Here is a 25,688-nt window from a genome sequence, read left to right as displayed (position 1 = left end):
CGGTTAGACAAAGTATGGGAGTGCCGGTAAATTGCGGGGCTGCTTTAATCTCTTTTATTAACTCCGAACCAGTCTTAGTTCCTTTTAATGCTACATCCATTATTATTACGTCATAATTTGTCTTCGAGTATTTTTCATAATATTCATCAACTGATTCACAAAAATCAATTTCAAAATCACTCTTAAATATCCTTCTCATTACGTTTTGAGATAGAATATCATCCTCTACTATTAACATCTTTTTCATGTGAGTCTCCTAAATTGTCATTGCGAACGGAGGCGAAGCCGGATATTCGCAATGACACATCGCTAGAATTATTCTGATGTTTCATTTACTAAAAATAATTCTAAAAGTTGAACCTACATTCTTTTCACTCTCTACTTCTAATACTGCATTGTTTATATCACAGTAGTTCTTTACAAGCGTTAAGCCAAGTCCGCTGCCATCATAACTTCTCGTATATCCATGGTCTTCTTGAACAAACGGATCAAATATTCTTGGGAGAAATTCTTTACTCATTCCAATGCCCGTATCTTTGATCTCTACCATAATATTACCGGTTTTATTCTTTCCTAAAAGTATTTCTACTTTTCCTTTCTTTGTATACTTGATTGCATTATCTATCAAGTTCGCAAAGATCTGCGTTATGCTGTATTCATCGGCTATTACTTTTGTGTCTTTCTCTTTACAAGTATATATAAACTCTAATCCTTTCTGTTTGGCTGAAAGTTGATGCTCTTTATACAATTTATTAAGTACTTCGGAATTAAGATCAACTTTTACAAATTGCGGTTTATAACCGCTGGTTTGTAGTTCAGCCACATTAAGTATCAAATCTACTGTTCTAATAATTCTTTTCGAAGCCAGACCAATACCATCAAAACAATCGCGTGAGTCAGCATCCATACTTTCGTCAAATAAATCATTGAGGAAATCAACATTTCCAACTATTGCATTTATAGGAGTTCTAATTTCGTGAGACATTTGCGCAAGGAATTCAGATTTCAGTTTATCGGATTCTTCTGCTCTCTCTTTTGCTTCTATCAGTTCTTTCTCGGAACGTTTGCGCTCGGTTATGTCTCTCAAAATTCCCAGAGACATTCTCTTACCCTTTAACATTAAAGGAGAGAGGGATAATTCAATTGGGAATTCGTCCCCATTTTTTTTAATGGCAGCTAATTCTAAAGCTTTCCCGATAGCTGACCCTTCGCCTGTCTCTAAGTATTTTGCAAAACCTTTTTTGTAATCGTCGTGGAAACGTTTTGGCGCGATTAGCGCATGAACCACTTTGCCCGTGATTTCTGAACTTTTATACTGGAATAGTTTTTTGAACGCCTCATTCCAGTAGAAGAATTTTCCTTCATCGTCCATCATAACAATCGAATCTTGAGCTGATGAAGCGAGGTTCCTAAATTTTTCCTCACTCTCGAGCAGCGCTTCCTCCATCTGATCCCGTTTTGCCCGAGTACGTAAGGCAGTAATGCCAAAAGCCAAATCGCTTGCCAGTTCCTCCATAAGCCGGATTTCGTCTGGTGTGATGACGTTGGTCTCCGCAGAATAAATCAGAAGAACGCCAAATACCTTTGTGTTTTCGTCCTTAAGAGGCAGGGCGATACCGGAGCGATATCCGTGTTGCAAGGCGCTTTCGCGCCAGGGGACCATTTGCGGGTCAGTTGTGAAATCTTGAACACAGATCATTTCGCCGCTTCGGATAGCTTTTCCAGCAGGACCTCGTCCGAGTTCCGTGTCGTCTGCCCAAGTAATTTTGGCGTTTGCGATATACCCGCTGTCAAACCCTGCCCAAGCTACAGGACGCACAGTTTTTGTCTCATCGTGCTCGGCATATCCTACCCAGGCCATTCGGTAACCAGCTTCGTCGCAAATGATACGGCAGATTTTGTTGGGTAAAGTCTGTTCGTCAAGTGCTCGTAATAGAGTCTGGTTGCAGTTGCTGATTGCATGCAGTTCGCGATTCAATCGGCGCAACGCCTCTTCTGCCCGTTTGCGCTCGGTGATATCCAATACAGTTGAAACCATAGTATTCTGTTCGAATAAAGGAATGTTGACAGCATTAACAATATGCGTAGAGCCATCTTTATGTTTTACAATGCTGTCTTCCCAGTGCATACGAGAAGGATCTCCGGATTGGATATCTGCCATTATTTTTGTTATTAATTCTTCACGGTACTTTTTATCGGGATATACTTTTTCGAAGAATTCAGGGATATCTTTCATCTCATCTTTAGGCCAACCATAAATTTCTTCAAACTTTTTATTTATATAGAGAGCGTTCCCTTTGTCAATTTCATTTAGCGCAATACCAATCGGAAGATTGTCTAGAACAGTTTGAATAAAAGTATTTTTTTTCTTCAATTCTTCTTCGGCACGTTTGCGCTCGGTGATATTGTGAAGAATACAATGCGTTTGCTTGAACTCACCGTGCTTATCATGTCCAATTCTGCCTTCTACGGAAACGGTAATGATTTTCCCGTCTTTCCTGACGAAATCAAATTCAGCATTATGCACTTCACCCGTTGCAAGAAATTTAGGAAACCGTTCTTGAAGTAATTTGATATGATCAGGCACAAGAAATTCGCTGATAGAATGACCAATTACTTCTTCATATCTGTAACCAAGTTGCTTTAGCCAAGCGTCGTTAATTTCTAGAATTCTACCCTCTGAGTCTAATGACTGGTATGCAACTGGAGCGCGTTCATATAAAAGTCGGAATCGTGATTCACTTTCGCGTAACTCTTTTTCCGCAAGCTTGCGTTCGGTGATGTCGCGGGCAACGAAAAAGGCTATTGTCTTATCACCTTGTTTAACCCTGTTAGCCGTTACCTCAACATGAACAGTTGTGCCATCTTTCCGCCGCCAGAGCCGTTCTCCCAAGGGGATTCCCTCGCTGGATAATATATGTTGCAAGTAAGCGTCAATGCTGGCCCGGTCATGGGCGACAATATCGTAGAGTGTCAACAAGCTTACCTCTTCGGCATTGTAGCCGAGGAGATTCAGAAAAGTAGGATTAGCCTCGAGCACACGTTTAGTTTCCACGTCGTAGAGGTAAATTGCTTCTAACGATTGCTGCAGAACTGTGCGGTAGCGTAGTTCGCTTTCTTGCAGGGCTCGTTCCGCTTCTCCTCTTGCAATACGAATCTCCTTTTGCTTTAATGCTTCTTTTATTGCAAAGGGCAACCGCTTAATATGTTCTTTTATAATATAATCTACTGCTCCAGCTTTCATGCATTCGACTGCTACTTCTTCATTCATTGAACCGGTCAAAAGAATGAAAGGAGTATTGGGATATGTTTCCAAAGTTATTTTTAATGCACGCATCCCATTGAAAGCAGGCATCATGTAGTCGGAAATAATTATATCCGGAATAAATTTATTGAGCTCACGAACAAAATCAGTTTCATTTTCAACAATATGGGACTGAAATTTTATACCTTCTTTTGTAAGAGTGCGTTTAGCAAGCTCCACATCTGTCGGTAAGTCTTCAACAAATAATATTTTTAATTTATTCTCCATAATTTCCTCGTACCATTAGTATTCCAATATATTCATTACCGAAAACAATAAATTTTTGATTACTGATATTATTTATTCGGTAATCGATTTAGCAGTAGCCAGTAATATCCAATAGCCAGTAATATCCAATTTGATTTACAGCTTTTATAAACTGATCGAAGTCAACAGGTTTTTGAATATAACTATTAACACCAAACTTGTAGCTTTCTACCATATCTTTTTCTTGATCGGATGAAGTCAAGACAACTACCGGTATATTTTTTTTCTCTTCATCTTTTTTTAATGTCCGTAAAACTTCCAATCCGTCTACTTTTGGCAGTTTAAGATCCAGCAGTATAACTTTTGGAGAATGATTGGGATTGCGGTTCACAAATTTGTTCCTGCAATATAGAAAGTCGAGTGCTTCCTCTCCATCATTTACAACAAAGATATTATTTGCCAAGCCGCTTTTCTTTAATGCGCGAAGAGCTAATTCAACATCAGTCGGATTATCTTCAACTAGAAGAATATCTACTGGTTTTGCATCCATGTTATTTACTCCTTTTTTTAAGAACAGGCAATGGTCATTTACTATTGCCTCATGCCTATTGCCTACTTGCCTATTCTTTAAAGATAAAAATAAAAAGTAGTTCCAACATTAATTTCCGATTCCGCCCAGATATTACCGCCATGTTTGGTAACTATTCTTTTCGCAATTGCTAAACCAACTCCGGTACCTTGATATTCGGTTTCGCTGTGCAGACGTTGAAATACACCGAAAAGTTTTTCATAATATTTCATATCGAAACCAACGCCGTTATCCCTAATAAAATAAATTTCTTCCCCGTTTTCTACTTTGCTGTTTATTTCAATTACCGGATTATCTTTTCTTGATGAAAACTTTATTGCATTTGATATTATGTTATACCAAAGCTGTCTAATTAATGATGAATCACCTTTCGCGTTTGGTAAGTTGGAGACAGTAAATGAAATCTTTTCCCTTTCCAGTTCTGATGTTAATTCATAATAAATTGAATTAGCGAGAGTCTTCATATCAATTTCTGATTTGTCGAGTTCGCGTTTACCGATTCGTGAAAACGAAAGAAGGTCATCAATAAGCTGCCCCATTTTTTTTGTGTTGCCGCGAATTACATTGAGTAATCTTTGTCCTTTTTTGCCCAACTTCTTAGAATAATCTTCAAGCAACATTGTTGAGAAGCCATCTATTCCTCTAAGAGGTGCACGAAGATCATGCGAGACCGAATATGAAAATGATTCCAATTCTTTGTTTACATTTTCTAATTGAGCTGTGCGTTCAAGTACTCGCTGTTCAAGCTCAGCGTTGAGTTTTTGAATTTCTTCTTCCGCCCGCTTGCGCACGGTGATGTCCTGAACCATGGAAAGAACGCCGACGACTCTGCCATCTGCTTCTTTGAATGGTGTGTTGGTCCAATCGCATATGATGGTGCGGCCAGCTTTCGTAAAATTCTCATTTACACTTTGCGCAGTATAGTCACCTTCAAGAAGTCGTGACCAGATGGCATCTACGAGGGGTTGTGCATCCTTCGGCACAATGAGGTCATACGGATGTTTCCCTATGGTTTCGCTTGCAGTGAAACCGAATATTTTTTCAGCAGCCGGATTCCAATTAACCACGCGAAAGTCTTTGTCCCACACTATATAGCCAATGGGCATACGGGCCATTTCGAGTCGCAGGCGTTCTTCGCTTTTCCTTAAAGCTTCTTCAGAACGCTTGCGCACGGTGATGTCATTTATTACTGCCAAGAATACTAATCCTTTTTCCGAATCAATGAGTTGGAGGTGAACTTCTACAACATACTCACTTTTATCTTTTCTTTGATGTACTGTTTCGAACTGTAGAACCGGAATCTTTTTTTCATAAAGAGGCGCTACCATTTCCTTGAACGAATTCATATTAAATCTTGGCTCGATACCGAGAGGAGTCATATTTGAAAGTTCCTCCATATTGTAACCGAGATTATTGATTGTACTGTCATTAACATAAATAAACTTTAGTGTGCCGGCATCAAAGACATATATTTCATTAAGACTTTTACTGATGATCTCTTGAAGTGATGCGCGTTCTTTTTCAGCAATATATTTCTCATTGTAAAACCGTACACGTTGATGCCGCCAAATCATTCCGATTGTTGCAGCGGATCCTAAAAGAAGCACGAAGACAATAGCGATTAACATCCATAGTCTTTCAGTTATAGACTCATAAACTTCAGATGTATCCATCCGTGCAACAAGAAACCATGGCGAATTAGGTATTGGATTCACATAAGCAATAACCGAAATACCGCGATAGTCTACACCTTCTGTTATTTCTTTTTTACCCAGCGCTGCTTGTGCGGCAGGTAAATTTATTTCTGTTAACGGTTTCCTAAGATTGAGCGCAGTATTTTTTTGAAATTTAAGTTCGTTAAGAAACACAACCTCATTTCCTTCACGCCGAACAATAAGTGTTTCTGCTGATTTGCTTGGAAGAGGCCATATATTTATTAAAGGATACAGAAACTTCTTGGGATCAATCCTTAAAGCAACAACTCCAATTACATTTTTACTTGATTTATCAGAAAGAATGGGAATAAAAATTGCTAAATAAATACGCTTATCATTTTCATCACGGTAAAAATCTTGAAAAAATATTTGCCCGGATTTCAATACTTCGAAAGAACGTGCAGAGAAAATAAACGGACTAAGAATTTTTCCGTCGGGAGAAGAAATTACTTCAACGCCTTTTGCGTTATGTAAGCATATCTGGTCGTATTCAGAATCTGAACGGGCTTGTTCAATCCATTCTTGAATTCTTTTTTTTGCATCAGCGTCGTTTTGTTTATTAAAGAATTGTTTTACCAATCTGGAGAATTCTGCATTTTGGTAAAATTCTTCCGCATCTTCCAATCGTTCTTTCCGCCACTGAACTATTTCGTTTACTTTTAAAAAAGCGATTGATGAAAGCTGTTGTTCAACCTCCGTACGATAATGTTTTTCATAAACTCTATAATATGAATACCCCGCTGTAATTATACTTACAATCAGAATAACAAAAACTAGAAAAAGTATGTGTGTAGAACGTGTGCCCAGAGTATTCAATAACTTTTCATAAGACCAAATTTCGAGTCCTGAAATTAAAAGTAATGTAATTCCAAGAAATAAAAAGGAAAGAGAAGTTGTTAATGCCGGTGGAATAAATCCCCCTTCGTAAAGCAGAGGTGTACCAAAGAGATAAGATAAGAGAAGAATAATGGAGATGAAGATTACTAAGACTTCAAAAATAAAAGATACTCTTTTTAGTTTTTTTCGTCTGGTTTTCATCAGTATTATCAAGAATGACAAACCAACAAACACAAAAATAAATGCAGTAATTGGAGACATATGCCCTGCCATTAATCCATCAAACCCTCCGCTTATTTTCATTCCTAAATGTTCTGCATCTGGACGTATACCGTTCAGCGTAAGATAAAGAAGCAGTAATGCAACTAAAATTGCAACAGAGCTGAAAGCAATTCCAATCCATGATATAATGCGGTTTGAAGGTAAACGATGGTGGAAGAAAATTATTAATCCGTATAAGACAAACAAAACCGCTGAGCTTAACGCCATTGGTATTTTGTCTGTATCAAAACTTGCTAATTGAGGGATATCAAAGATCCATCCGAGTATTACTATAATACCCAAAGTTGCTGTGAGTAATGAGCCGACTTTGATAAAAACACTTATTATGTGTTTACCTTTTTTATTATCGTCTTTCATACTCAAAAACCTATGTTAACTTTAATTATAGGTTACTTTGAATTAAATATATTAAACACGTTAAAGAAAGTCACTGGACAAAAAGAACATTGATAAATGAATAGGATGTATTTTTCAAAAGCAGAATATTTTAGATTGGAGTTGGGCATAGTGAACTATCATAAATTACCTTTTCTCTATTTACCCGTTGATAAATTACATAAAAATGAATAAAGAAGGAACGAAAAACATAATAGAGACATTGCATCATCGTCTTTCATTTTATATTTGTAACGCAATGATGCTCAATTTATTTTTGTAATCGTTGAAATGGTACCCGCCTATGTTTAACAATGATCAGAAATCATTTTTCCCATTTCAGTTATGTTTTTAAATATCTAAAATTATGAATCCGGCGGTTACTGTTTTCCAAAAGCTGCTTTTATCCAAACCAACAACAGTGTTATTGATTGAGAATTCCATGGTTCATCTTTTCGTTTTTCTTCTCTCTTTTAGCTGCCTTTTTTTCTTTCATGGTTTTTGCCGGTTCTTTCTTTGAATTCTTTTTACTGTCTTGACCTTTGCTCATGATATTTTTCCTTTTTGAATTAGTTTAAAATTCAGTGTCAAAAAAAATCATATTGTTGTAATTATCTTCCGCAATTCTTCTTTACTTAGTTCCAGCTTTATTTGAAGTTTCTCCCACATTACACCTTTTTTCCCTTCGTCATAACGTAAATCACTATCCGTTAAACTTGGATACTTCTTTTTGAGTTTAGCTTTTTGGATATCCCAAGTTTCTTTTATTGAGGGAGTGGAGAGTGCGAATTGCCGGACGGTTGTACTTTTTCTAAATGTCATTTATTCATTCCTAGTCTTATAACAAAATCTTAACAAAACAGAATAAGTAGAAATAAGCTACCATATAATATAGCGAAAGGGAGAAAAAGTGGCACATCTTTCTGTGTAATTACATTTTGTGCACCATCTATCACAATAATTATAAATGCCCTCTAAGTAATCACCGGTTTGTGGTGATGTATTTGAATTGCTTTCACCAATCATTTTTTCTATCAATAGTTAAGGGAAAATTACATATAGAAATTGTGAATTAATAATAAAATTAAGTAGAGCTACATATACAACGGACCAACGGAGCGCCGTATCATCCTATGAACCAATTGAATATTACAATAATCTTCGTTATCATGAATTGTTGAAAAATGTTACACCGGCGGATGTTTATTTTGGCAGGCATCATAGGATTGAAGAAAAATGAGAAGAAATTAAAAGAAGAACTTTAGAACTAAGGAAAAAACAAAATTTATTACTTAATCAACCATCAATTAACAATTTGGGATTATCAAAAACTATCTCTTAAAAAATCATGACTTTTGTCCGGAACTATTTGACGATATATACAGGATACTCGCAATGCTAATCAGTGGTTTTACATTTGTAAGAAATATTAATAAACTAAAATACCCGGCAGTAGCAGCAATTCTTTCTATACTTCCAATATGCGATGAATTTATTGTGAATGTATGTGAAAGTGAAGATGATACGTTAGAGACTATTAAAAGTATTAACTCTTCTAAAATCCGCATCATTCACTCTACTTGGGATGCCTCCATGCAAAAAGATGGACTCATTTTATCGAATCAGACAAATATCGCACTTGAAGAATGTAAAGGGACCTGGTGCTTTTATATTCAGGGAGATGAAGTCTGTCACGAAGAGGACCTTCCACAAATACGATTACTCTGCGAAAAAAATATAAATAATCACAGGGTAGAGGGTTTCGTTTTTGATTACTTACATTTTTATGGATCTTATAATGTTTTAGCAACAGCTCGTAATTGGTATAGAAGAGAAATTCGAATTGTACGAAATCATATCGGCGTAAAATCTGTAGGCGATGCACAGGGATTCAAAATTGTTGGCAGGAAATTAAATGTAATAGCAAATGGAGCTCGGATTTTTCACTATGGTTGGGTTAGAAGTCCGGAAGATATGGGATTTAAGAATAAACATTTTTCCCGGCTGTGGCATGGAAATAAGTTTGATAATGCTTTTGATGAATTTAAGTTTGAACAGCAATATGGTCTGAAATATTATAATAAATCTCATCCTAAAGTAATGCTGCAAAAAATCGAGTCACAAAATTGGGATTTTAGTATTGATAAAAAAATGGTTACGTGGAATTTTACAAATGCACGATATTTATTTTCAGACATTATAGAAAATATCTTTGGCATTCGTTTGGGAGAGTACAGAAATTTTGTGATTCTTGAATGACCGCCTGTGCCTAGCCAAAACCTCATCCGTTATCAAAATAATGATTATGAATTATAAACGTTATTTTTACGCTTCGTAATTAACAAGTAAAAATCCGATACGATCAGATCTTTGCTTTCTTTCTGCCTCTGTTGTTTCAAATCTAAAACACAGCTTCAGCTCGAAATTATCTTCTTTAGGAAATAGCTGGAAATTCTGAATAGAACCCCCAAGAAATTTCGAATAAGGAATCGAGATCGGTTCTTCTTCATGGCCATGAAAAGTATCTTTAACAATTGGAGAGAGCTTCATTGTTATTCCTCCATTCCTTACCAAACATTTCATCCAGACAGCAAATCTTTTCTTCTTTTCTAGATGAGAGCAATCATAATTGTGAATTTTTACATGTGCACGGGTTTTGGATATGGACAGTCTAACCAGATCCATCAGATTTCAATTTGCATTTTACTTCTAAGTGAGAAATGATTTTAATTCCAATATCATTTCTTTGAAAAAGTATAAATCTCTCCATCCTTAAGATGCGCAACTTCCGTCATATTTATATTTTTTTGAAGTTCATCAATTGTAAAAAGAAAACTGCGATTAGTTTTATCAAACCAGATTAGACAAACATTTTCCGTATTTAGCCAACTATCTTTTTGGTTTGGATAAATATCAAAATGTTGAGGAGAGTTGTAAAATGTTTTGGCGGGACTACGCTTGGTATTTAAATTTGTTAGAATATAAACAGCTTCCGGTTCATTACTATATAATGTATAGCTTTTACCCAACATCTCATGCCGGGTAAGATATTCAATAGTTTCGCTTTTCCTCCATGAATCAGCACTGTATCCCGATCCGGATAGCTCGATATACTCTTCAATAATATGTATCGTTTTCTTAACCGGGTATACTATCAACAGTACTATACCAATTATAAAGAGAACGGTTATTAATTTGAGATGGAAAGATTTTGTTAGCCAGCTAAGAATTTTATCGGAGATAAAAAATAAAATGAAAATTACGGGGATATAAATCGGAGAGAGCAATCTATCGGATATCTGATCATAGGCTGTGGTGGTTGATGAAATAACAATGACCCCGGAATAGAATAATACGAAGATCAGACTTGGACCAATTAGTTCTATTGCTTCTTTGTTCGAAAATTTTGCCGTATCTAATCCGAAGAAAACCCAGGCTGTTACTATTAAAAAAATAAAAATGAAATAAATCCATGTTGCATTCAACGGTAAATACCATGGAAGAACAATGTCGTAGAAAAATTTAAAATTCTCTAATAGAGTATATGAAGATGCAGCTCTTTGCCCAACAAAAGTGCCTGTAAGAAAACAATTTCTAATAATCCAAATAGTGATGGGTAAACCAGTGATAAGCAAAAAGACGAGTGAATGCCAAAACTTTTCTTTTTTATTATTCCTCGTCCAGAGAACGATGCATATTATACCTGTTAAAATAATTATGATCCCGGTGTAACGGGTAAGACAGGCTAAGGCTGCCGAAATTGAAAAAAGGAATAAAGAAACAAAGTCCCGCTTTGATTTATATGTTTCAAAATAATAAAGAAATAGAAGCACAAGAAAAATAAAAAGAGTTTCGGATAAAGCCATCAAAGAAGCTTGAACAAGTGCATATGAAATCAAAACAGATACCGTTCCTAAAAATATTAAAGCAAATGAATTCAAGTACCTTAACAATAATAATCCGGATAAATATATTATGAGGCCGAAAAGAGCGGCATTAACATAACCAGCCGATATCAACGGGTCTATGAAAACTATTTTTTTTATTATAGCCAGCATGATTGGATAGAGAGGAGGCTGAACAACTAAATGTAAGCCATTATAAGTAAGAAAGCCTTGACCTTCAGCTAAATTTCTTGCAGCCGAAATATAAGCGACGGAGTCGGGCGTCATTCCGGCACCGTGACGACTTGTAAGGAGTAAGATAATACTTGCCCCGATGATTCCTAATATTCCAAGCGCTATTTGTTTAAGTAGGTTTCTGTATTTTAATTGCATTACAAAATTAATCAATATTCAACCATTGTCTGCTTAAGATTGAGAAGCTCTATTTTGAAAAGTGTTCCCGGACTTTTTCTGCAATTTGAGGTTCGGTCATCTTGTCAGCTGTCTCAAGACCAACTACTCTTCCAATTTGCTTTTCACTCTCAAGACGTTTTTTGAACTCAACTTTCGCCTCACCAGGTCCAACTATCAGAATAGATTCTGCATTTCTAATAAACGAGATCACCTCATCGTAGTATTTGTTGAGATGACTCGCAAACCGTCTGTCGCGAATGTCCTCTTCAGAGTCTTCTTGCGCTTCACCAGAAAATCGAACATGTTTTTCCATGTTTGATTTGATTGACTTTATCTCTTCCAAATCACCTGTTATACTTACGATGACCGCTTTCCTATGGTCAATCCACAAACCCACTTTTCTTTTCAATTTTTCTCCGTTAACTGTAAGGTTTTTTAATGTTTTTTTCCACACTAATCAATTCAGTTTGAACCCAGTCTGAACTATTTCTTTTTACCGGATAAAAAAACAACTCCGCCGATTACCATTACTCCTATACCAATAAATGGAGACCAACTTGCCGTATGATCTTCATCCTTTGTTATTTGAATACTGCCTATGTCCACCACTTTTTCTCTTGTTACATAATTAAATCCGGTATAGAGAGTCATTAACAAACCTATTACGAGTATGATGAGACCAATTGTTTTTGTGTTCATGTTTTGATCCTTTCTTGATTAGATAAATTTTATCTGAAGTATTTTCTTAACTTCTTCTACTTGAGTATCAGGGACCATCAGTGGCACACCTTCTGTTTGATGTAACAAATACGAAGTTACATTACTGCCATCCTTAAGTATGTTTGCCTTAATGCCAGCCTCTCTGAGTTCTCTTGTTGCTATTATCGCATATAACTCATTTTCAAATATTCCAATTACTACTTTCTTATCATTCATAATATTTTAAATGCCCATGTTAGCTAATGCATTTGCAATATAATTCACATTTTCTACCAATTTCGGGTGTGATATTTCAAAACCTTTCACCGAAGCAGATAAACCTTCAACTGCTAATTTTAAAAGGGTTGGATTTTTCTCCCTTCGCATTGCTTCATGTATTGAGCGCTCGATAAATCCGGCAATACTCTCTGCATGTTCAGTTTGTGCTTTTGAAAACTTCTTCATTTCGGGCTTCAGTGTTGTCAGCAGATCAAGAAGTTCAGTTTTATTTTTTTCAGTAAGAGAACTGTTTATTCGAATCTTCTTTTCAATTTTTTCAATTGTATTTTGCACCATCTCTTTACTTCCCAGATTTAATAATAGCATTCCGCGTTAATTCAGGTATCACAAGTTCGGCGATATCATTTTGAACATCTTCTACTGTATTCCGTTCAGGAGAGTTACTCGTAGCGCTCCAAATCATTCGTTCTTCATTCCTAATCACCCAAACATCTATTGCGCGACGGTCAATAATTTGAGACTCAACATATCCCGGATGTTGAATGTTATGGTAATATGTGTCATACCTTTTTCGAAAAATATTATATCGTGATATTTGTTCAGTTGTAACATAACTCTGAACATAATGAGTTTCCGTTTCGGCGAGAAGAAGACGAGTCACCAGAATTCCATCGAATCCTTTTTCTTGAACAGTTTGAATAATTTGATTTGTATCCGGCAGTACATCCGGGAACAAATGGTATGATGATGTTGACTGAACACCGTGCTTAGAGAGCTCACCAACAAAAGCATCCTCCCAAATTCGCCGCTGAACGGGATCTTTTCTTATAGCGATGATTAGTATCTTCTTCAATGGAGATTCATGATAAGTCGGATCATTCCATACATCAACAAGTGATGATGATGAACAACTTTCTAGTAGAATCATTAAGCAGCATAATACTGCAGCCATCATAAATTTTTTATACAGTTTCATAGTGTATCTCTTATTAAATGTGATTCATATAATTATTTTCTCTCTCACTATCTTGTAAGAATAACCATGAGAGCTTTTTCTTTTGCAGTAATGCTTTCATATAATCTTCTCTTTTATGTATGAATCGTGTTGTTCAAGCCACTGAAGCATCTCCTTAATACTACAAGTAGCTAAGGCAATGCATGAATCTGCTGCGCCATAGTAAATATTTACAGTATCGCCGTCTGGACCGATAGTGTATCCGCATGGAAACACGACATTTCCAACATCACCATGTTGCTCGTAAAGTTCTTCCGGAGCAAAGATCCATTCGCTCCCGCGCTTAAGGCAAAGTTCAGGTTTTTTCAAATCAAACAGTGCGAGTCCCAACCTATAAATGCATCCGCCACATGTTTGCCTCAACCCATGGTAAATTATCAACCAACCTTGCGGTGTTTCGATAGGCGGAGGTGAAAGACCAATTTTATTTGCATCCCACCACGCACCCTTCCGTGCATCCATCATTATCTTGTGGCTTCCCCAATGTATTAAGTCCGGTGAATAAGAAATCCACATATGAGCTCTCGGTGCGCTGACAGGACGATGAATCAAAGCCCAATTACCGTCAATTCGATAAGGTAGTAATGCAGCATCTTTATCTTCCGGCGACATTATAATACCATAGCGCTCAAAATTGTGGAAATCTTCTGTGAGCGCTAAAGAGACACCGGGACCATCGCGTGTGTATGCAGTATAAGCGACTACGTACTTTTTTAATTCTTTAACGAAAGTTATGCGCGGATCTTCAATGCCCCACAATTCTTCCGGATGGTTATCCGGATCAGGTAATAAAGTTGGCTGCGGGTCAATCAGCCAGCCATCTATGCCATTTGCTGAACGGGCGGCACAAAAATGAGAAAGTCCTCGCCGATCTTCCACGCGACACAAAAGCAATGTTGTTCCATCAGGCAGTAAAGTAGCACCAGCATTGAATACACTATTGATAGGATATGGCCAATTATCAGCTGTAAGAATCGGATTTAATTTATTACGGTGAAAAAGTAATGCATGTTGATTGTTCATTTTAATAATGCCTCCATAGATAAATGTGTCTGTTCAGCCAGACGCAACTCCAACAATGATTGTAGAAAAGCTAAAGTTGATTCTGAACCTTGATTCTCGTTCAGACGGTCCGAATGCAAACCGTCACGACAACCACCTGTTGTTGGATCGTAAACTGAAAGATTTAAATCGTTACGTCCTAGAAACCATTCAAATGCTCGACGAGCTTCTTTGTTCCAAAATTTGTCACCGGTAATTCTGAATGCTTCGAGACAAGCAGATACCATTGCTTGGGCCTCAACAGGCTGTTGATCAAAACGAGCTCGCTCTCCACCTTTCTGATAAAAACCGTTTGATCCAATCGGAACAAAATGGCCTGCATCTGCGCGCTGCAAATCAACAAGCCAATTTAATGACTCCAATCCAGCATCAGTCATATCTCTGTTAGGAATTGATCTGCCGCATGTGAGTAAAGCATGTGGTAGAACAGCGTTGCAATAAGAAAGAGTTTTTTCGTACCAGCGCCATTCTTCAGAACGATTATTTTGATATAATGTTAGAAGCCGTCCTGCCAATTCATCACGTACCTGACTTGCTCTCCGGTCACCGCCGAATTTATGTGAGTATTCATAAATACCAATAAGTGCAAATGCCCAGGCGCGCGGGCTGGTAGTTAAGAGAATGGCAGGTAGAGTTTGTTCGAATAACCAGCCCGCCATACCTTTTAGTGCTAGTGCATTAGAATGATTCAATACTGTTCCTAATGCTAATAATGAACGGCCATGACTATCATCCGATCCGGAATCTTCCAACCAATTGCGTTGATAATCCATAAAATTCCGAAATCTTTTTGTTTGATCGTTAAATGCAAATCCAAGAAAGGCAAGATAGCGGGAAGCCAATTCCAAACTCTCGCTGTTACCCAGTTCATCTAAGAGAATACTTACTAAAAGAGCTCGAGCATTGTCGTCGGTAGTATAACCATGAGAATAATTAGGCACTGTAAAAAGAGCGTGCTGAAACATGCCGGTATAATCCGTTAGACGGTCTAAGTGATCGAGTTTTAATGGAGGTAATTCGCCCGGATATTTATCTAGTGCTTTCGCTATAAATCCCGGTGGGATATAATGACGACGCTCTACCCGCGCAAGTTCAAAACTTTCCATATAACGTTGCGCTACCTCAGACCAAATCATAGCTCGTCCAAACTTATAAGCACGCTTGCGCATAGCGTGCCGTTCGGCTTCATTGTCTAACAAGTTAATAACCTGCTCTGCCAAAGCTTTATAATCGCGGAATGGAACAAGCACACCCCGTCCATCAGAAAGCATTTCTTGTGCATACCAATATGGTGTAGAGATAACAGCTTTGCCCGCTCCTAATGTGTAAGCTAAAGTTCCGGATGTAATCTGTGCCTCGTTGAGATAAGGTGTAATATAGATATCGGCTGCACCGATGAATTCAACAAGTTCTTCCAAACTTACAAAGCGGTTGTAAAAGATAACATTACTTTCCACACCCTTCTGCTGGGCTAACCATTGAAGAGAGAGCCGATAAGTTTCACCCTCGTGTTTGATGACGTGAGGATGTGTGGCTCCGACAATGATATAAACGCAGTCTGGATATCGCGCAACTATTTCAGGCATAGCTGAAATAACAGTCTCGATTCCTTTGCTTGCGGAGAGTAAACCAAAACTGAGTAATACTGTTTTGCCTTCGACTCCAAATAAATCTTTGTTGAAACTCGGATCAACGAACGGTACATCAGGAATGCCGTGCGGAATCAGATCAATCTTTTTCGGTGATACATTATAAATTTTTTGTAAAAATTCAGAGCCGCGTTCACTCATTACAACTAACCGGTCAGAAAGAGCAGCAACTTCTTCCAATACTCGCCTCTGATCTGGATCAGGGTCTTTTAGTATTGTGTGCAAAGTTGTAACTATCGGCATTCGCAGTTCGCGTAAAAGTGAAAGGATATGACTGCCCGCTCTTCCACCGAAGATTCCATACTCGAATTGTACACATACTAAATCAACATCATTAATGTTTAGAAAATCGGCTGCCCGGAGGTAAGATTCGATATCCTTCTCCGTCAATTCAAATCGAACGCGTGTTGGATAAGCATAACCGGCCTCGATATCATTAACCGGCAGTGCAATACACGTTGTTCCGGCATATTGAGCAGCGATTGCCTCGCACAAATCGGTAGTAAACGTTGCAATGCCGCACTGACGCGGTAAATAATTTCCGATGAAGGCGATACGGTTGATAGTGGAACTTGTTACCCTTTTTTTCAAGATGAAGAACTCCCTCTGGTTTTTTCGGAGTTGAATATGAATAAGTGATATTATTCAACTAAATAAATTTTCTCTAAAGATCTCTCTTGAGCTCTTTAACTACATCCCTCAATTCGGGGTAAAGTATTATTGTGCAAATGATCATTACAATTGCACAGAGTCCAAAAACAATTATCGCTAATGTTGAAAATTCCATCGCTCAATCTCGTTTTTTAATTGTTGCGTACACTTAAACAACTCAGTGGTATCATCAATCGCCTTTGTATCAATTGATGGAAGCAAATACTCTTAATAAAAACTATTGGATATTTTTTTGAAATGAAATCCGTAAATCGTAAACAATATTGCTAAAGAAAATAGCTGCGGTTTTCGGAACAATGACCAGAAAAATAATTTCCAGTAATAGATTCTCTCCTCACCGACCACTCCTAATTTGAACATGGATTTAAACAGCGCGAGGATGTAATTAGGATTAAGATGAAAAACTTTCTTCTTCTTCGGTTCAAAATCTTTCATGAAGCGCATAACGCGTTCATAATAAAATTTGGGTGAATAGATTGTATTTAGAATTTTTTTATAACCATTGATGAGCACTTCGGAATCCATATGAGGAATAAAATTGATAGAAAAATCCGTGTTATTACCGGTAAAATCATTTAACAATCTTCCTTCCTCAAGAAGTCTTTTTTGAAGCTTCGTTCCTTGAGGTGCATTTAGTAATCCAACCATTGCTGTTACAATTCCACTTTCCTGGATAAAGTTTGTAAGCTTATCGAAGATTGCTGGTGGATCGTTATCAAACCCAACAATAAATCCTCCCTGAACCTCTATGCCTGACTCTTGAATTTTCTTTACGCTTGAAATAAGATCACGATTTCTATTTTGAGTTTTATTACATTCTATCAGACTCTCCTCGTTCGGAGATTCGATGCCAATGAACACGGCCTCAAATCCCGCTTTAACCATAAGCTGCATAAGTTTATCATCGTCGGCAAGATTGATTGATGCCTCCGTATTGAAATAAAACGGATTTTTTCTACTTTCCATCCACTCTGCAATTGCAGGGAGAATTTCTTTTTTCAATTTTACTTTGTTGCCAATGAAATTATCATCTACAAAAAATACCGGTCCTCGCCATCCTGTAAAATATAATGCATCTAATTCAGCTATCACCTGTTCTTTAGTTTTTGTACGCGGTTTCCTACCATAAAGAACTGTGATATCACAAAAGTCACAATCAAAAGGACAACCGCGTGAATACTGTACATTCATCGAAGTATAATTTTTAAGAGATACCAATTCCCAAAGAGGTAAAGGGGTGGTTGTAATATTAGCCCAATCTTCCGAACTGTATTTTTGTTTCGGTTTTCCTTTATTAAGATCACTTAAAAACTGCGGCAGAGTAATTTCGGCTTCATTAAGAATTAGGTGATCAATGTTTTGATAATATTCGGAACTGCTTGTAAATAAAGGTCCGCCGGCTACAATTTTTGCTTTTAACTTTTTACATCTTTCAATTACTTGATTTGCCGATTCACTTTGAATTGACATGGCGCTTATGAAAACATAATCCGCCCAAAGAATATCTTTATCGGTGAGGTCGCTTGCGTTCATATCAATTAATTTTTTGTTCCATCCTTTTGGAAGCATCGAAGCAACTGTTAATAATCCCAAAGGAGGAAAGCTTGCTTTCTTCGATACAAATTTTAATGCATGCTTAAAACTCCAAAACGTGTCTGGGTACATTGGATAAACCATTAATATATTCATAAGCGAGATCTCACGAATACTTCTTTAAAAATCAGTCTTATAATTGAGAAGAATAATTGTACAAACACATAGATTGTTCTATTGTTTAAAGATTTTATTCTCCCGAATTTCTTTTCAATTACATAATCAATTTTGTGCCTCAACTCGATAACAAATTTTTCTTCTGTAGAAGAAATACTGGCATAAATCATTTTTCTATCTCAGAGCATTGTTTGTTTTTAATCTCGTTTTATAATCGTCAGTTAAGAGGAAGTATTCAATCGGTCAAAAGGATGAAAAAGGAACTACATCTTTTGGATGAGCTATAAACAAAATATTATTATTCAAGCACACTAATAGTGATATAAGCTTAACTCAGAATTATTTCTTGTTCGTGAAAAGACAGTAACTAAATTATTTTTTTATCCTGTGTGGAAACAAATCGCTGAGAAGTCTGTATGTTGGGAATCGAGTCGATCCATTTCAGATTTTTTTTGTTAGGATAATGAAATCCCTATATGGAAGAAGGTACGATTTTTCATCAACTTTGATTTTAACGTTTTCTTTGCCTTCTTTTAATATGGTTGCAACAGCCCCGTTTGTGAATTTGTATCCCTCATTTAAAGAAACATAATTTTGCTTAAATACTCTTTTCTTTTCCATTGTTACTCCTATTTGTTTTTTAAATACCTCACTTATTCTTAATGATGGTGATTTAAGGTATAAAGAGGATTTATAGAAGTAAATAATCCAAAGGGATGAAAAAGGGATTAGATCTTTAGTGTGATTTTTTAAAAGACTATTTTCAAAACAGAGCAAAATAGATTTGAATATATAAGTGCGAATGAGGTGTTAAAATATTGACAACTTATTAAAATTTTTCTATCTATTGTTTATCAAAATAAAATACAAATGATAACTAAATATTTTTCATCTCAATAAATCTACTGTAAAAAACATCCCTTAAATTTTTATTTTATTTCTGTACTATTTTGATTTTAAAAGAAATTCAACTGCTTCTTTAAGCACTTTATTTGAAACCGGTTTGGTTATGAAATAATCTGAACCGGACTCAATTGCCGTTTGCCTCATTTTAGTTTGTGCATGTGCGGTTAGACAAAGTATGGGAGTGCCCGTAAATGTAGGTGCGGCTTTAATCTCTTTGATTAACTCCAAACCATTCTTAGTTCCTTTTAATGCTACATCCATTATTATTACGTCATAATTTGTCTTCGAGTATTTTTCATAATATTCATCAACTGATTCACAAAAATCAATTTCAAAATCACTTTTAAATATTCTTCTCATTACATTTTGAGATAGAATATCATCTTCTACTATTAACATTTTTTTCATTTTAATTTCCACAATAGTTGGGCTTCAAAAATTTCTAAATTGTCATTGCTCTTGATCTAACTCTTAAATATTACTCTAAAAGTTGAACCTACATTTTTTTCGCTCTCTACTTCTAATACGGCATTGTTTATATCGCAATAGTTCTTTACAAGCGTTAATCCCAATCCGCTGCCATCGTAACTTCTCGTATATCCTTGCTCTTCTTGAACAAACGGATCAAACATTCTTGAAAGAAAATCTTTACTCATTCCTATTCCGGTATCTTTTATCTCAACCATAATATTACCGGTTTTATTCTTTAATAAAAGTATTTCTACTTTACCCTTTTTTGTGTACTTGATTGCATTGTCTATCAAGTTGGCAAAGATTTGAGTAATACTGTATACATCGGCTAAAACTTGCGAGTCCTTTGATTCACTTGTGTAGATCAGTTCTAATCCTTTCTGCTTAGCTGAAAGCTGATGCTCTTTATATAATTTATTAAGTATCTCGGAATTGAGATCAACTTTTACTTTGTAAGGATTATATCCGCTGGTTTGTAATTCTGCTGCATTAAGTATCAAATCTACAGTTCTAATAATTCTTTTTGAAGCCAGACCAATACCATCAAAACAATCGCGAGCATCGGAATTCATTTCTTTACCAACCGAATCATTGAGGTAATCAACATTTCCAACTATTGCATTTATAGGAGTTCTAATTTCGTGAGACATCTGATTGAGGAATTCAGATTTCAGTTTATCGGATTCTTCTGCTCTCTCTTTTGCTTCTATCAGTTCTTTCTCGGCACGTCTACGCCCGGTTATATCGGTTGCAACTCCAATTAGTCCTAAAGGTTTGCTTTCCTTATCATTTATAATTGTTGTGGAAAGATATATCGGGAATTCACTTCCATCTTTTCTTTTATTCCACAATTCACCTTGCCATCCTCCGCGTATTGTGGCTGGTAAAATTTCCTTAACTAATTCCGGTGGATTGTTGGGTGAACGTACTATGCTCATATGTTTTCCTACCAGTTCATTTTCATCGTAACCATAAGTCTTCAAAAATGATTCGTTGACAAAAATAATTTTATCTTCCATATCGGTGATACTAACACACTCATTTATACTTCTTAAAGAGTGAGCAAGCATTATAATTTCTTCTTCGGCACGTTTGCGCTCTGTAATGTCGCGAACGACTACTTGCACAGATGGTTTGCTTTCATAACTAAAAGGCATTGCAGCCACTTCTACATCTATTACTGTTCCATCCAATTGAATAAATTTTTCTTCAATCAGGTGCACTGTTTGCCCCTTGCTTATTTGTTGCACCCGATTTTGAACTATGTTTCGAAAATCCGGATGTACAAATTCGATAATGGGCTTACCAAGTATATCCTGAGGATTTTTCCCTCCGAAGAGTTTTACAGCCGCAGGATTAACAAAAATGAATCTGCCACCGGAATGTACAACAATAGCATCTGGAGATAAATTTACTAACTTGCGGTAACGCTCTTCGCTTTCGAGCAGCGCTTCTTCTGCACGTTTGTGTTCCTCTATTTCTTTAAGAAGTAGGATATTATATTTTCTAATATCTTTTTCTGATTGCCCTACCTGCAACATTTTATCTTCGAGTTTTCGCACAAGAGCTTCATTGTACTCTTTTAAGATTACAGTCTCTGGAGTTGAAGGTGTTTCTGTCGTTTGGATATTTTTTCCTTTCGCCTCTTTTAAAAGTGCTTTTACAATTACAATAAACTCTCCCAGATCATGAGGTTTGACTATAAATCTATCCGCCCCAAGACTAAGAGCAAATTCTTCATCCTTTGGATCTGTGTAAGTCGCAGTATAAAATATGAAAGGGACGTTACAAAGTTTCTCATCTTTTTTAAATTCACGGCACAGAGTGAAACCATCCATAACAGGCATAAGAATATCCGTAATGATAAGATCCGGAATATCTTTTCGAGCCAGGCCTAATGCTTCCGCACCGTTTTTAGCGGAGACAGTAATATATCCGTTTTCTTTAAGAAGTAATTCAAGCAGATATAAATTTTCTCGTATATCATCAACGATTAGAATATTTGTCATAGCTTAACCTTTTAATTATTCTTTCCCTTTGAAGAATTATTTCATTTGAGAAATAATAGTATCTCCGGGTCAATTGGCTTTTCGATATAACCGCTTCAAAAACTATTGCATCCGGCGTTTGGTGAAGCATCCAAGCAATGCCAAGAATACTGCGAATGGCTAATGAAGAATCATATCCGCCACAACTATTGAAACGATCCCCGCCGATACTATTGTTGAACAGTTTTTACTCATTATAACAGAAAGATGCAACTATTTTGGATATAAAATCAATCTATCAAAAGGATGAAAAAGGGATTAGATCTTTAGTGAGTTTTTTAAGTCTATTTTCAAAATCAAGCAAAATAGATCTTAATAAAGAAGTGCGAACACGGTCTTAAATATTAACCAGTAATTAAAATATTTTTCTATCTATATATATGGTCCCCTCAGTAATAAATTGTAAATGTGTCATACAATTTCAACGCTATTTTATACGTTGGCGGAGTTTTGGATTTGGACAAGTATGCTGTATTATTAAACCCTGATTCACTTCTTCATTTTGCAAGGCATTTTTCTACTAAACTAACTAAAATATTTTTCGAAAATGGTTTTGCTAAATAATCATCAAAACCTTCGCTTAAAAACCGTTCCTTATCCCCGAACATAACGTAAGCAGTAACAGTAATAATTGGTACACGTGTATATCCCGGAATTTTTCTTATCTGATGCATTGCTTCAACACCGTCAATGCCTGCACCGAGGTTTATGTCCATAAGAATTAGATCGAAGTGTTCCTTTGATGCAAATGTAACACCCGTTATGCCATCTTCAGCTTCAATTATTCTCACATAACTTGATAAACAATGATTCATAAACAAACGATTGGAGGAGTTATCGTCAACAATTAATATTTTTGGTAACCCTTTTTCTTTTATAGTAGGTGGTTTAACTATTGTACTTGCCAATTTTTCTTCGATCTGATGATGTATCTGATTTTTATTTGGTATTGCTGGCAGCCAAATTGAAAAGGTAGATCCTTTACCAATATCACTTTCGATTTGTAAATAACCCTGCATTAACTCAACAATTCTTTTGGCAATTGTTATTCCAAGTCCTGTCCCTTCATAGTTTCTACTATTACCTTCGCTTGCTTGTCTAAAAGCATCAAAGATTTTATTTAGATTCTCCTTTGATATTCCAATGCCCGTATCAATTACTTTGGTAACAGCCCAATCGTGGTCTTGTTTTCTTTCATGATTCAATGTAACTAAAACGCCCCCTTCTTTTGTAAACTTGATTCCATTGCTGACCAAATGATAGAGCGCTTTACCAAATAGTTCACTGTCTATATAAACATTTAGAGAAGTATCATTAAGTTCTGTTTTGAGGAATAACCGCTTTGATTGAGCCATAGGTAAGAACGATTTTACTAATACTTTTATCTCGTCAGCAAGATTGTACGGCTGCAATTTTAAAAACGAATTTGCTGCTTCAAGTTTTGAGATTTCTAAAATTTTACTTAAAGTGTTGTTTAATCTTTGTCCTCCTTCCATTATGTTTTTAACAAATTCCAATTGTTCGGGATCTTTTAATTCTTGCTGAAGCAATTCTGCAAAACCTAGTACAGAAATTAAGGGCGTTCGCAATTCATGACTCATATTAGAAAGGAAACAATTTTTTAAGCGGTTCATTCCCTCAGCTTGTTCTTTTGCAACTATCAATTCTATGTTTGCCTTTTCAAGTTCTTTGGTTCTTTCCTTCACCTTTTCTTCTAAAACCTGATTTTGGTTTTCTAGTTGTTGGTGAAGATAGCGGACTTTAAGAAGATTTTTTATTCGAAGGTCAACTTCTATCAAATCAAATGGTTTTGTAAGAAAATCGCTTGCGCCAGCGGCAAGTGCTTTTTGTTTAGATTCTGGTGTTATATCGGCAGTGAGTACTAATATGGGGAAGTAAGTATTGGCTGGAATAAAAACCTTCAATTGCATCATCACTTGAAAACCGGTTAAGTGCGGCATGTTCAGATCAAGCAAAAGTAAATTCGGTTTATATTCTTCGAACAAGTTGATCACTTTTCGTGAATCTGTTGTTGTGGTATAGTCTGTATAACCCTTTGCATCCAGCAACCCGGTAAGAACATCAATGTTAGCTTGTTGATCATCTACAATGAGAATTTTTGCGTTTATCAGTGTAGAAGCTATCATGGCTTATTTCCACTTAAATTATCATTTAACATTGTAGATATATTGTTCAAATCCTTTCTTCAAGTGAAATTGTATCTACCTATGACTTATTCTGCAAAGGATAATTAAGGGACATATATTTTCATACCGATGCATACCTGCCTGCCCGTAGACAAGTCTATGTTCCAATTTCTTCCAGAACTTTTCATTTTCGTATTTCTCTAAAATAGGTGGTCCATTTATTTAACTATTTTGGACAGGTAAAAAACAAAGTAAACTTAGTTCCTACATCTTTCTTTGATTCTACTGTGAGAGCTATTCTGTTCAAATCGCAATATTTTTTTACGAGTGAAAAACCTAAGCCGTTCTCATCATATCTTCTAGAGTTTCCTCTATCCTCTTGCATAAACGGGTGGTACATTATTTTCAAAAATTCTTCTGATATACCTATGCCGGTATCATCGATGCTAACATTTATTCCTTGTTCATCTTTTGAAACGTTAATAGAAATGTATCCTTTCTTTGTGTACTTGATAGAATTGTCTATTAAATTCACAAATATTTGATAGATGCTGTATTGATCACCTACTATTATTGCTTTTGATAGATCTGAGAAAAAATTAAATTTTAGTCCCTTACTTTCTATTAACTTCATGTTATCATTTATAATTTTTCCGATAATTTCTTTTAGTAAATCGAATTCTCTAAAAGATAGTTCATATGTGCTGACTTGCATTTCAGAAACATTCAAAATTAAATCAACAGTTCTAATCAGTCTATGACCGGTAGAGTCAATTTCATCAAAATAGTCTAAAAGATCCGGCGTTAGTTTTTCTATAATCTCTTCTCTTAATATATTTGTAAAACTCAAGACGGCATTCATTGGAGATCTTATTTCGTGCGACATCTGATTGAGGAATTCGGATTTCAGTTTATCTGACTCTTCGGCTTGCTCTTTAGCAGCTGTTAATTCTATGTTTCTCTTTTCAAGTTCTTGGGTTCTCTCCTTCGCCTTTTCTTCTAAAATCTGATTCTGATTTTCTAATTGTTGGTGAAAATATCGGGCTTTAAGAAGATTTTTTATTCGAAGGTCAACTTCTATCAAATCAAATGGTTTTGCAAGAAAATCACTTGCACCGCAGGCAAGTGCTTTTTGTTTAGATTCCGGTGTTATATCGGCAGTGAGTACTAATATGGGGAAGTAAGTACTGGCTGGAATAAGAATTTTCATTTGCATCATCACTTGAAAACCGGTTAAGTGTGGCATGCTTAAATCAAGCAAAAGTAAATCCGGTTTGAACACTTCGAACAAACCAATAACTTGTCTAGAGTCTTTAGTTGTTGTATAGTTTGTAAAACCTTTAGCATCAAGCAGCCCGGTAAGAACATCTATATTAGCCTGTTGATCATCTACAATTAGTATGTTTGCGTTTTTTAGTGATGAATCAATCAAGGTTTTATCCTTCTATTGTTTATTTATTAT

The 25,688-nt window shown here is 36.1% G+C and carries 22 protein-coding genes; 1 reads left to right on the top strand and 21 read right to left on the bottom strand.

All coding sequences use genetic code 11. The features are described 5' to 3' along the window. The 6 genes from NTZ27_12550 to NTZ27_12525 form a co-directional block, all read right to left on the bottom strand. Positions 1-247: response regulator (locus NTZ27_12550; GenBank protein MCX6175575.1), on the bottom strand; the 247-nt coding region annotated here is incomplete at its 3' end. 81 nt (positions 248-328) lie between these two features. Further along, positions 329-3,532, bottom strand: a complete 3,204-nt coding sequence (locus NTZ27_12545) for a PAS domain S-box protein (protein ID MCX6175574.1) — start codon at positions 3,530-3,532, stop codon at positions 329-331. A gap of 88 nt (positions 3,533-3,620) precedes the next feature. Further along, positions 3,621-4,061, bottom strand: coding sequence for a response regulator (locus tag NTZ27_12540; protein MCX6175573.1), 441 nt, complete (start codon positions 4,059-4,061; stop codon positions 3,621-3,623). A 77-nt stretch (positions 4,062-4,138) separates the two neighbouring features. Beyond that, positions 4,139-7,291, bottom strand: coding sequence for a PAS domain S-box protein (locus tag NTZ27_12535; protein MCX6175572.1), 3,153 nt, complete (start codon positions 7,289-7,291; stop codon positions 4,139-4,141). A gap of 442 nt (positions 7,292-7,733) precedes the next feature. Next, positions 7,734-7,859, bottom strand: coding sequence for a hypothetical protein (locus tag NTZ27_12530; GenBank protein ID MCX6175571.1), 126 nt, complete (start codon positions 7,857-7,859; stop codon positions 7,734-7,736). 47 nt (positions 7,860-7,906) lie between these two features. Next, positions 7,907-8,131: a hypothetical protein gene (locus NTZ27_12525; protein MCX6175570.1), complete on the bottom strand. Its 225-nt coding sequence runs from the start codon at positions 8,129-8,131 to the stop codon at positions 7,907-7,909. Positions 8,132-8,704: 573 nt separating this feature from the next. On the opposite strand from NTZ27_12525, the gene NTZ27_12520 reads away from it, so the two are divergent. Beyond that, the gene (locus NTZ27_12520; protein ID MCX6175569.1) at positions 8,705-9,568 is read left to right on the top strand and encodes a hypothetical protein; all 864 of its coding nucleotides are present in this window, start codon (positions 8,705-8,707) and stop codon (positions 9,566-9,568) included. Positions 9,569-9,634: 66 nt separating this feature from the next. Here NTZ27_12520 and NTZ27_12515 read toward each other — a convergent pair whose 3' ends face one another. The 15 genes from NTZ27_12515 to NTZ27_12445 form a co-directional block, all read right to left on the bottom strand. Continuing rightward, a complete protein-coding gene (locus NTZ27_12515; protein MCX6175568.1) occupies positions 9,635-9,994 on the bottom strand; it encodes a hypothetical protein in 360 nt (119 codons plus the stop codon). Between the two features lie 53 nt (positions 9,995-10,047). Then, positions 10,048-11,601, bottom strand: coding sequence for a glycosyltransferase family 39 protein (locus NTZ27_12510; GenBank protein ID MCX6175567.1), 1,554 nt, complete (start codon positions 11,599-11,601; stop codon positions 10,048-10,050). Positions 11,602-11,635: 34 nt separating this feature from the next. Then, positions 11,636-12,016 carry a hypothetical protein gene (locus NTZ27_12505; GenBank protein ID MCX6175566.1) on the bottom strand — a complete coding sequence of 127 codons (381 nt, stop codon included), beginning with the start codon at positions 12,014-12,016 and terminating at the stop codon, positions 11,636-11,638. Between the two features lie 74 nt (positions 12,017-12,090). Beyond that, complete coding sequence (locus tag NTZ27_12500) at positions 12,091-12,306, bottom strand: hypothetical protein (protein ID MCX6175565.1); 216 nt, start codon at positions 12,304-12,306, stop codon at positions 12,091-12,093. A gap of 18 nt (positions 12,307-12,324) precedes the next feature. Continuing rightward, on the bottom strand, positions 12,325-12,543 hold the full coding sequence (locus NTZ27_12495; protein MCX6175564.1) for a hypothetical protein: 219 nt from the start codon (positions 12,541-12,543) through the stop codon (positions 12,325-12,327). A gap of 6 nt (positions 12,544-12,549) precedes the next feature. After that, positions 12,550-12,912 carry a DUF4404 family protein gene (locus tag NTZ27_12490; GenBank protein ID MCX6175563.1) on the bottom strand — a complete coding sequence of 121 codons (363 nt, stop codon included), beginning with the start codon at positions 12,910-12,912 and terminating at the stop codon, positions 12,550-12,552. Further along, the gene (locus NTZ27_12485; GenBank protein ID MCX6175562.1) at positions 12,887-13,522 is read right to left on the bottom strand and encodes a hypothetical protein; all 636 of its coding nucleotides are present in this window, start codon (positions 13,520-13,522) and stop codon (positions 12,887-12,889) included. The genes NTZ27_12490 and NTZ27_12485 overlap by 26 nt, the downstream gene beginning before the upstream one ends. 96 nt (positions 13,523-13,618) lie before the next feature. Next, positions 13,619-14,584 (bottom strand): glycosidase, encoded by a 966-nt coding sequence (locus NTZ27_12480; GenBank protein MCX6175561.1) that lies wholly within the window; start codon positions 14,582-14,584, stop codon positions 13,619-13,621. Beyond that, complete coding sequence (locus tag NTZ27_12475) at positions 14,581-16,863, bottom strand: glycosyltransferase family 4 protein (GenBank protein MCX6175560.1); 2,283 nt, start codon at positions 16,861-16,863, stop codon at positions 14,581-14,583. Before NTZ27_12475 ends, NTZ27_12480 begins: the two co-directional genes overlap by 4 nt. Positions 16,864-17,151: 288 nt before the next feature. Beyond that, positions 17,152-18,633, bottom strand: coding sequence for a DUF4070 domain-containing protein (locus NTZ27_12470; protein MCX6175559.1), 1,482 nt, complete (start codon positions 18,631-18,633; stop codon positions 17,152-17,154). A gap of 462 nt (positions 18,634-19,095) precedes the next feature. Continuing rightward, positions 19,096-19,275 (bottom strand): hypothetical protein, encoded by a 180-nt coding sequence (locus NTZ27_12465; GenBank protein ID MCX6175558.1) that lies wholly within the window; start codon positions 19,273-19,275, stop codon positions 19,096-19,098. Between the two features lie 324 nt (positions 19,276-19,599). Continuing rightward, positions 19,600-19,968: a response regulator gene (locus NTZ27_12460; GenBank protein ID MCX6175557.1), complete on the bottom strand. Its 369-nt coding sequence runs from the start codon at positions 19,966-19,968 to the stop codon at positions 19,600-19,602. Positions 19,969-20,024: 56 nt separating this feature from the next. Beyond that, positions 20,025-22,040, bottom strand: a complete 2,016-nt coding sequence (locus NTZ27_12455) for a PAS domain S-box protein (protein ID MCX6175556.1) — start codon at positions 22,038-22,040, stop codon at positions 20,025-20,027. 536 nt (positions 22,041-22,576) lie between these two features. Continuing rightward, a complete protein-coding gene (locus tag NTZ27_12450; protein MCX6175555.1) occupies positions 22,577-24,226 on the bottom strand; it encodes a response regulator in 1,650 nt (549 codons plus the stop codon). Positions 24,227-24,452: 226 nt separating this feature from the next. Beyond that, positions 24,453-25,658 (bottom strand): ATP-binding protein, encoded by a 1,206-nt coding sequence (locus tag NTZ27_12445; GenBank protein MCX6175554.1) that lies wholly within the window; start codon positions 25,656-25,658, stop codon positions 24,453-24,455. Positions 25,659-25,688: the final 30 nt, after the last annotated feature.

It is taken from the genome of Ignavibacteriales bacterium, from assembly GCA_026390775.1.
Taxonomy (GTDB): domain Bacteria; phylum Bacteroidota; class Ignavibacteria; order Ignavibacteriales; family Melioribacteraceae; genus Fen-1258.
Note: the sequence above shows the minus strand (reverse complement) of the source record. Positions and strands in the feature narration are given on the sequence as shown.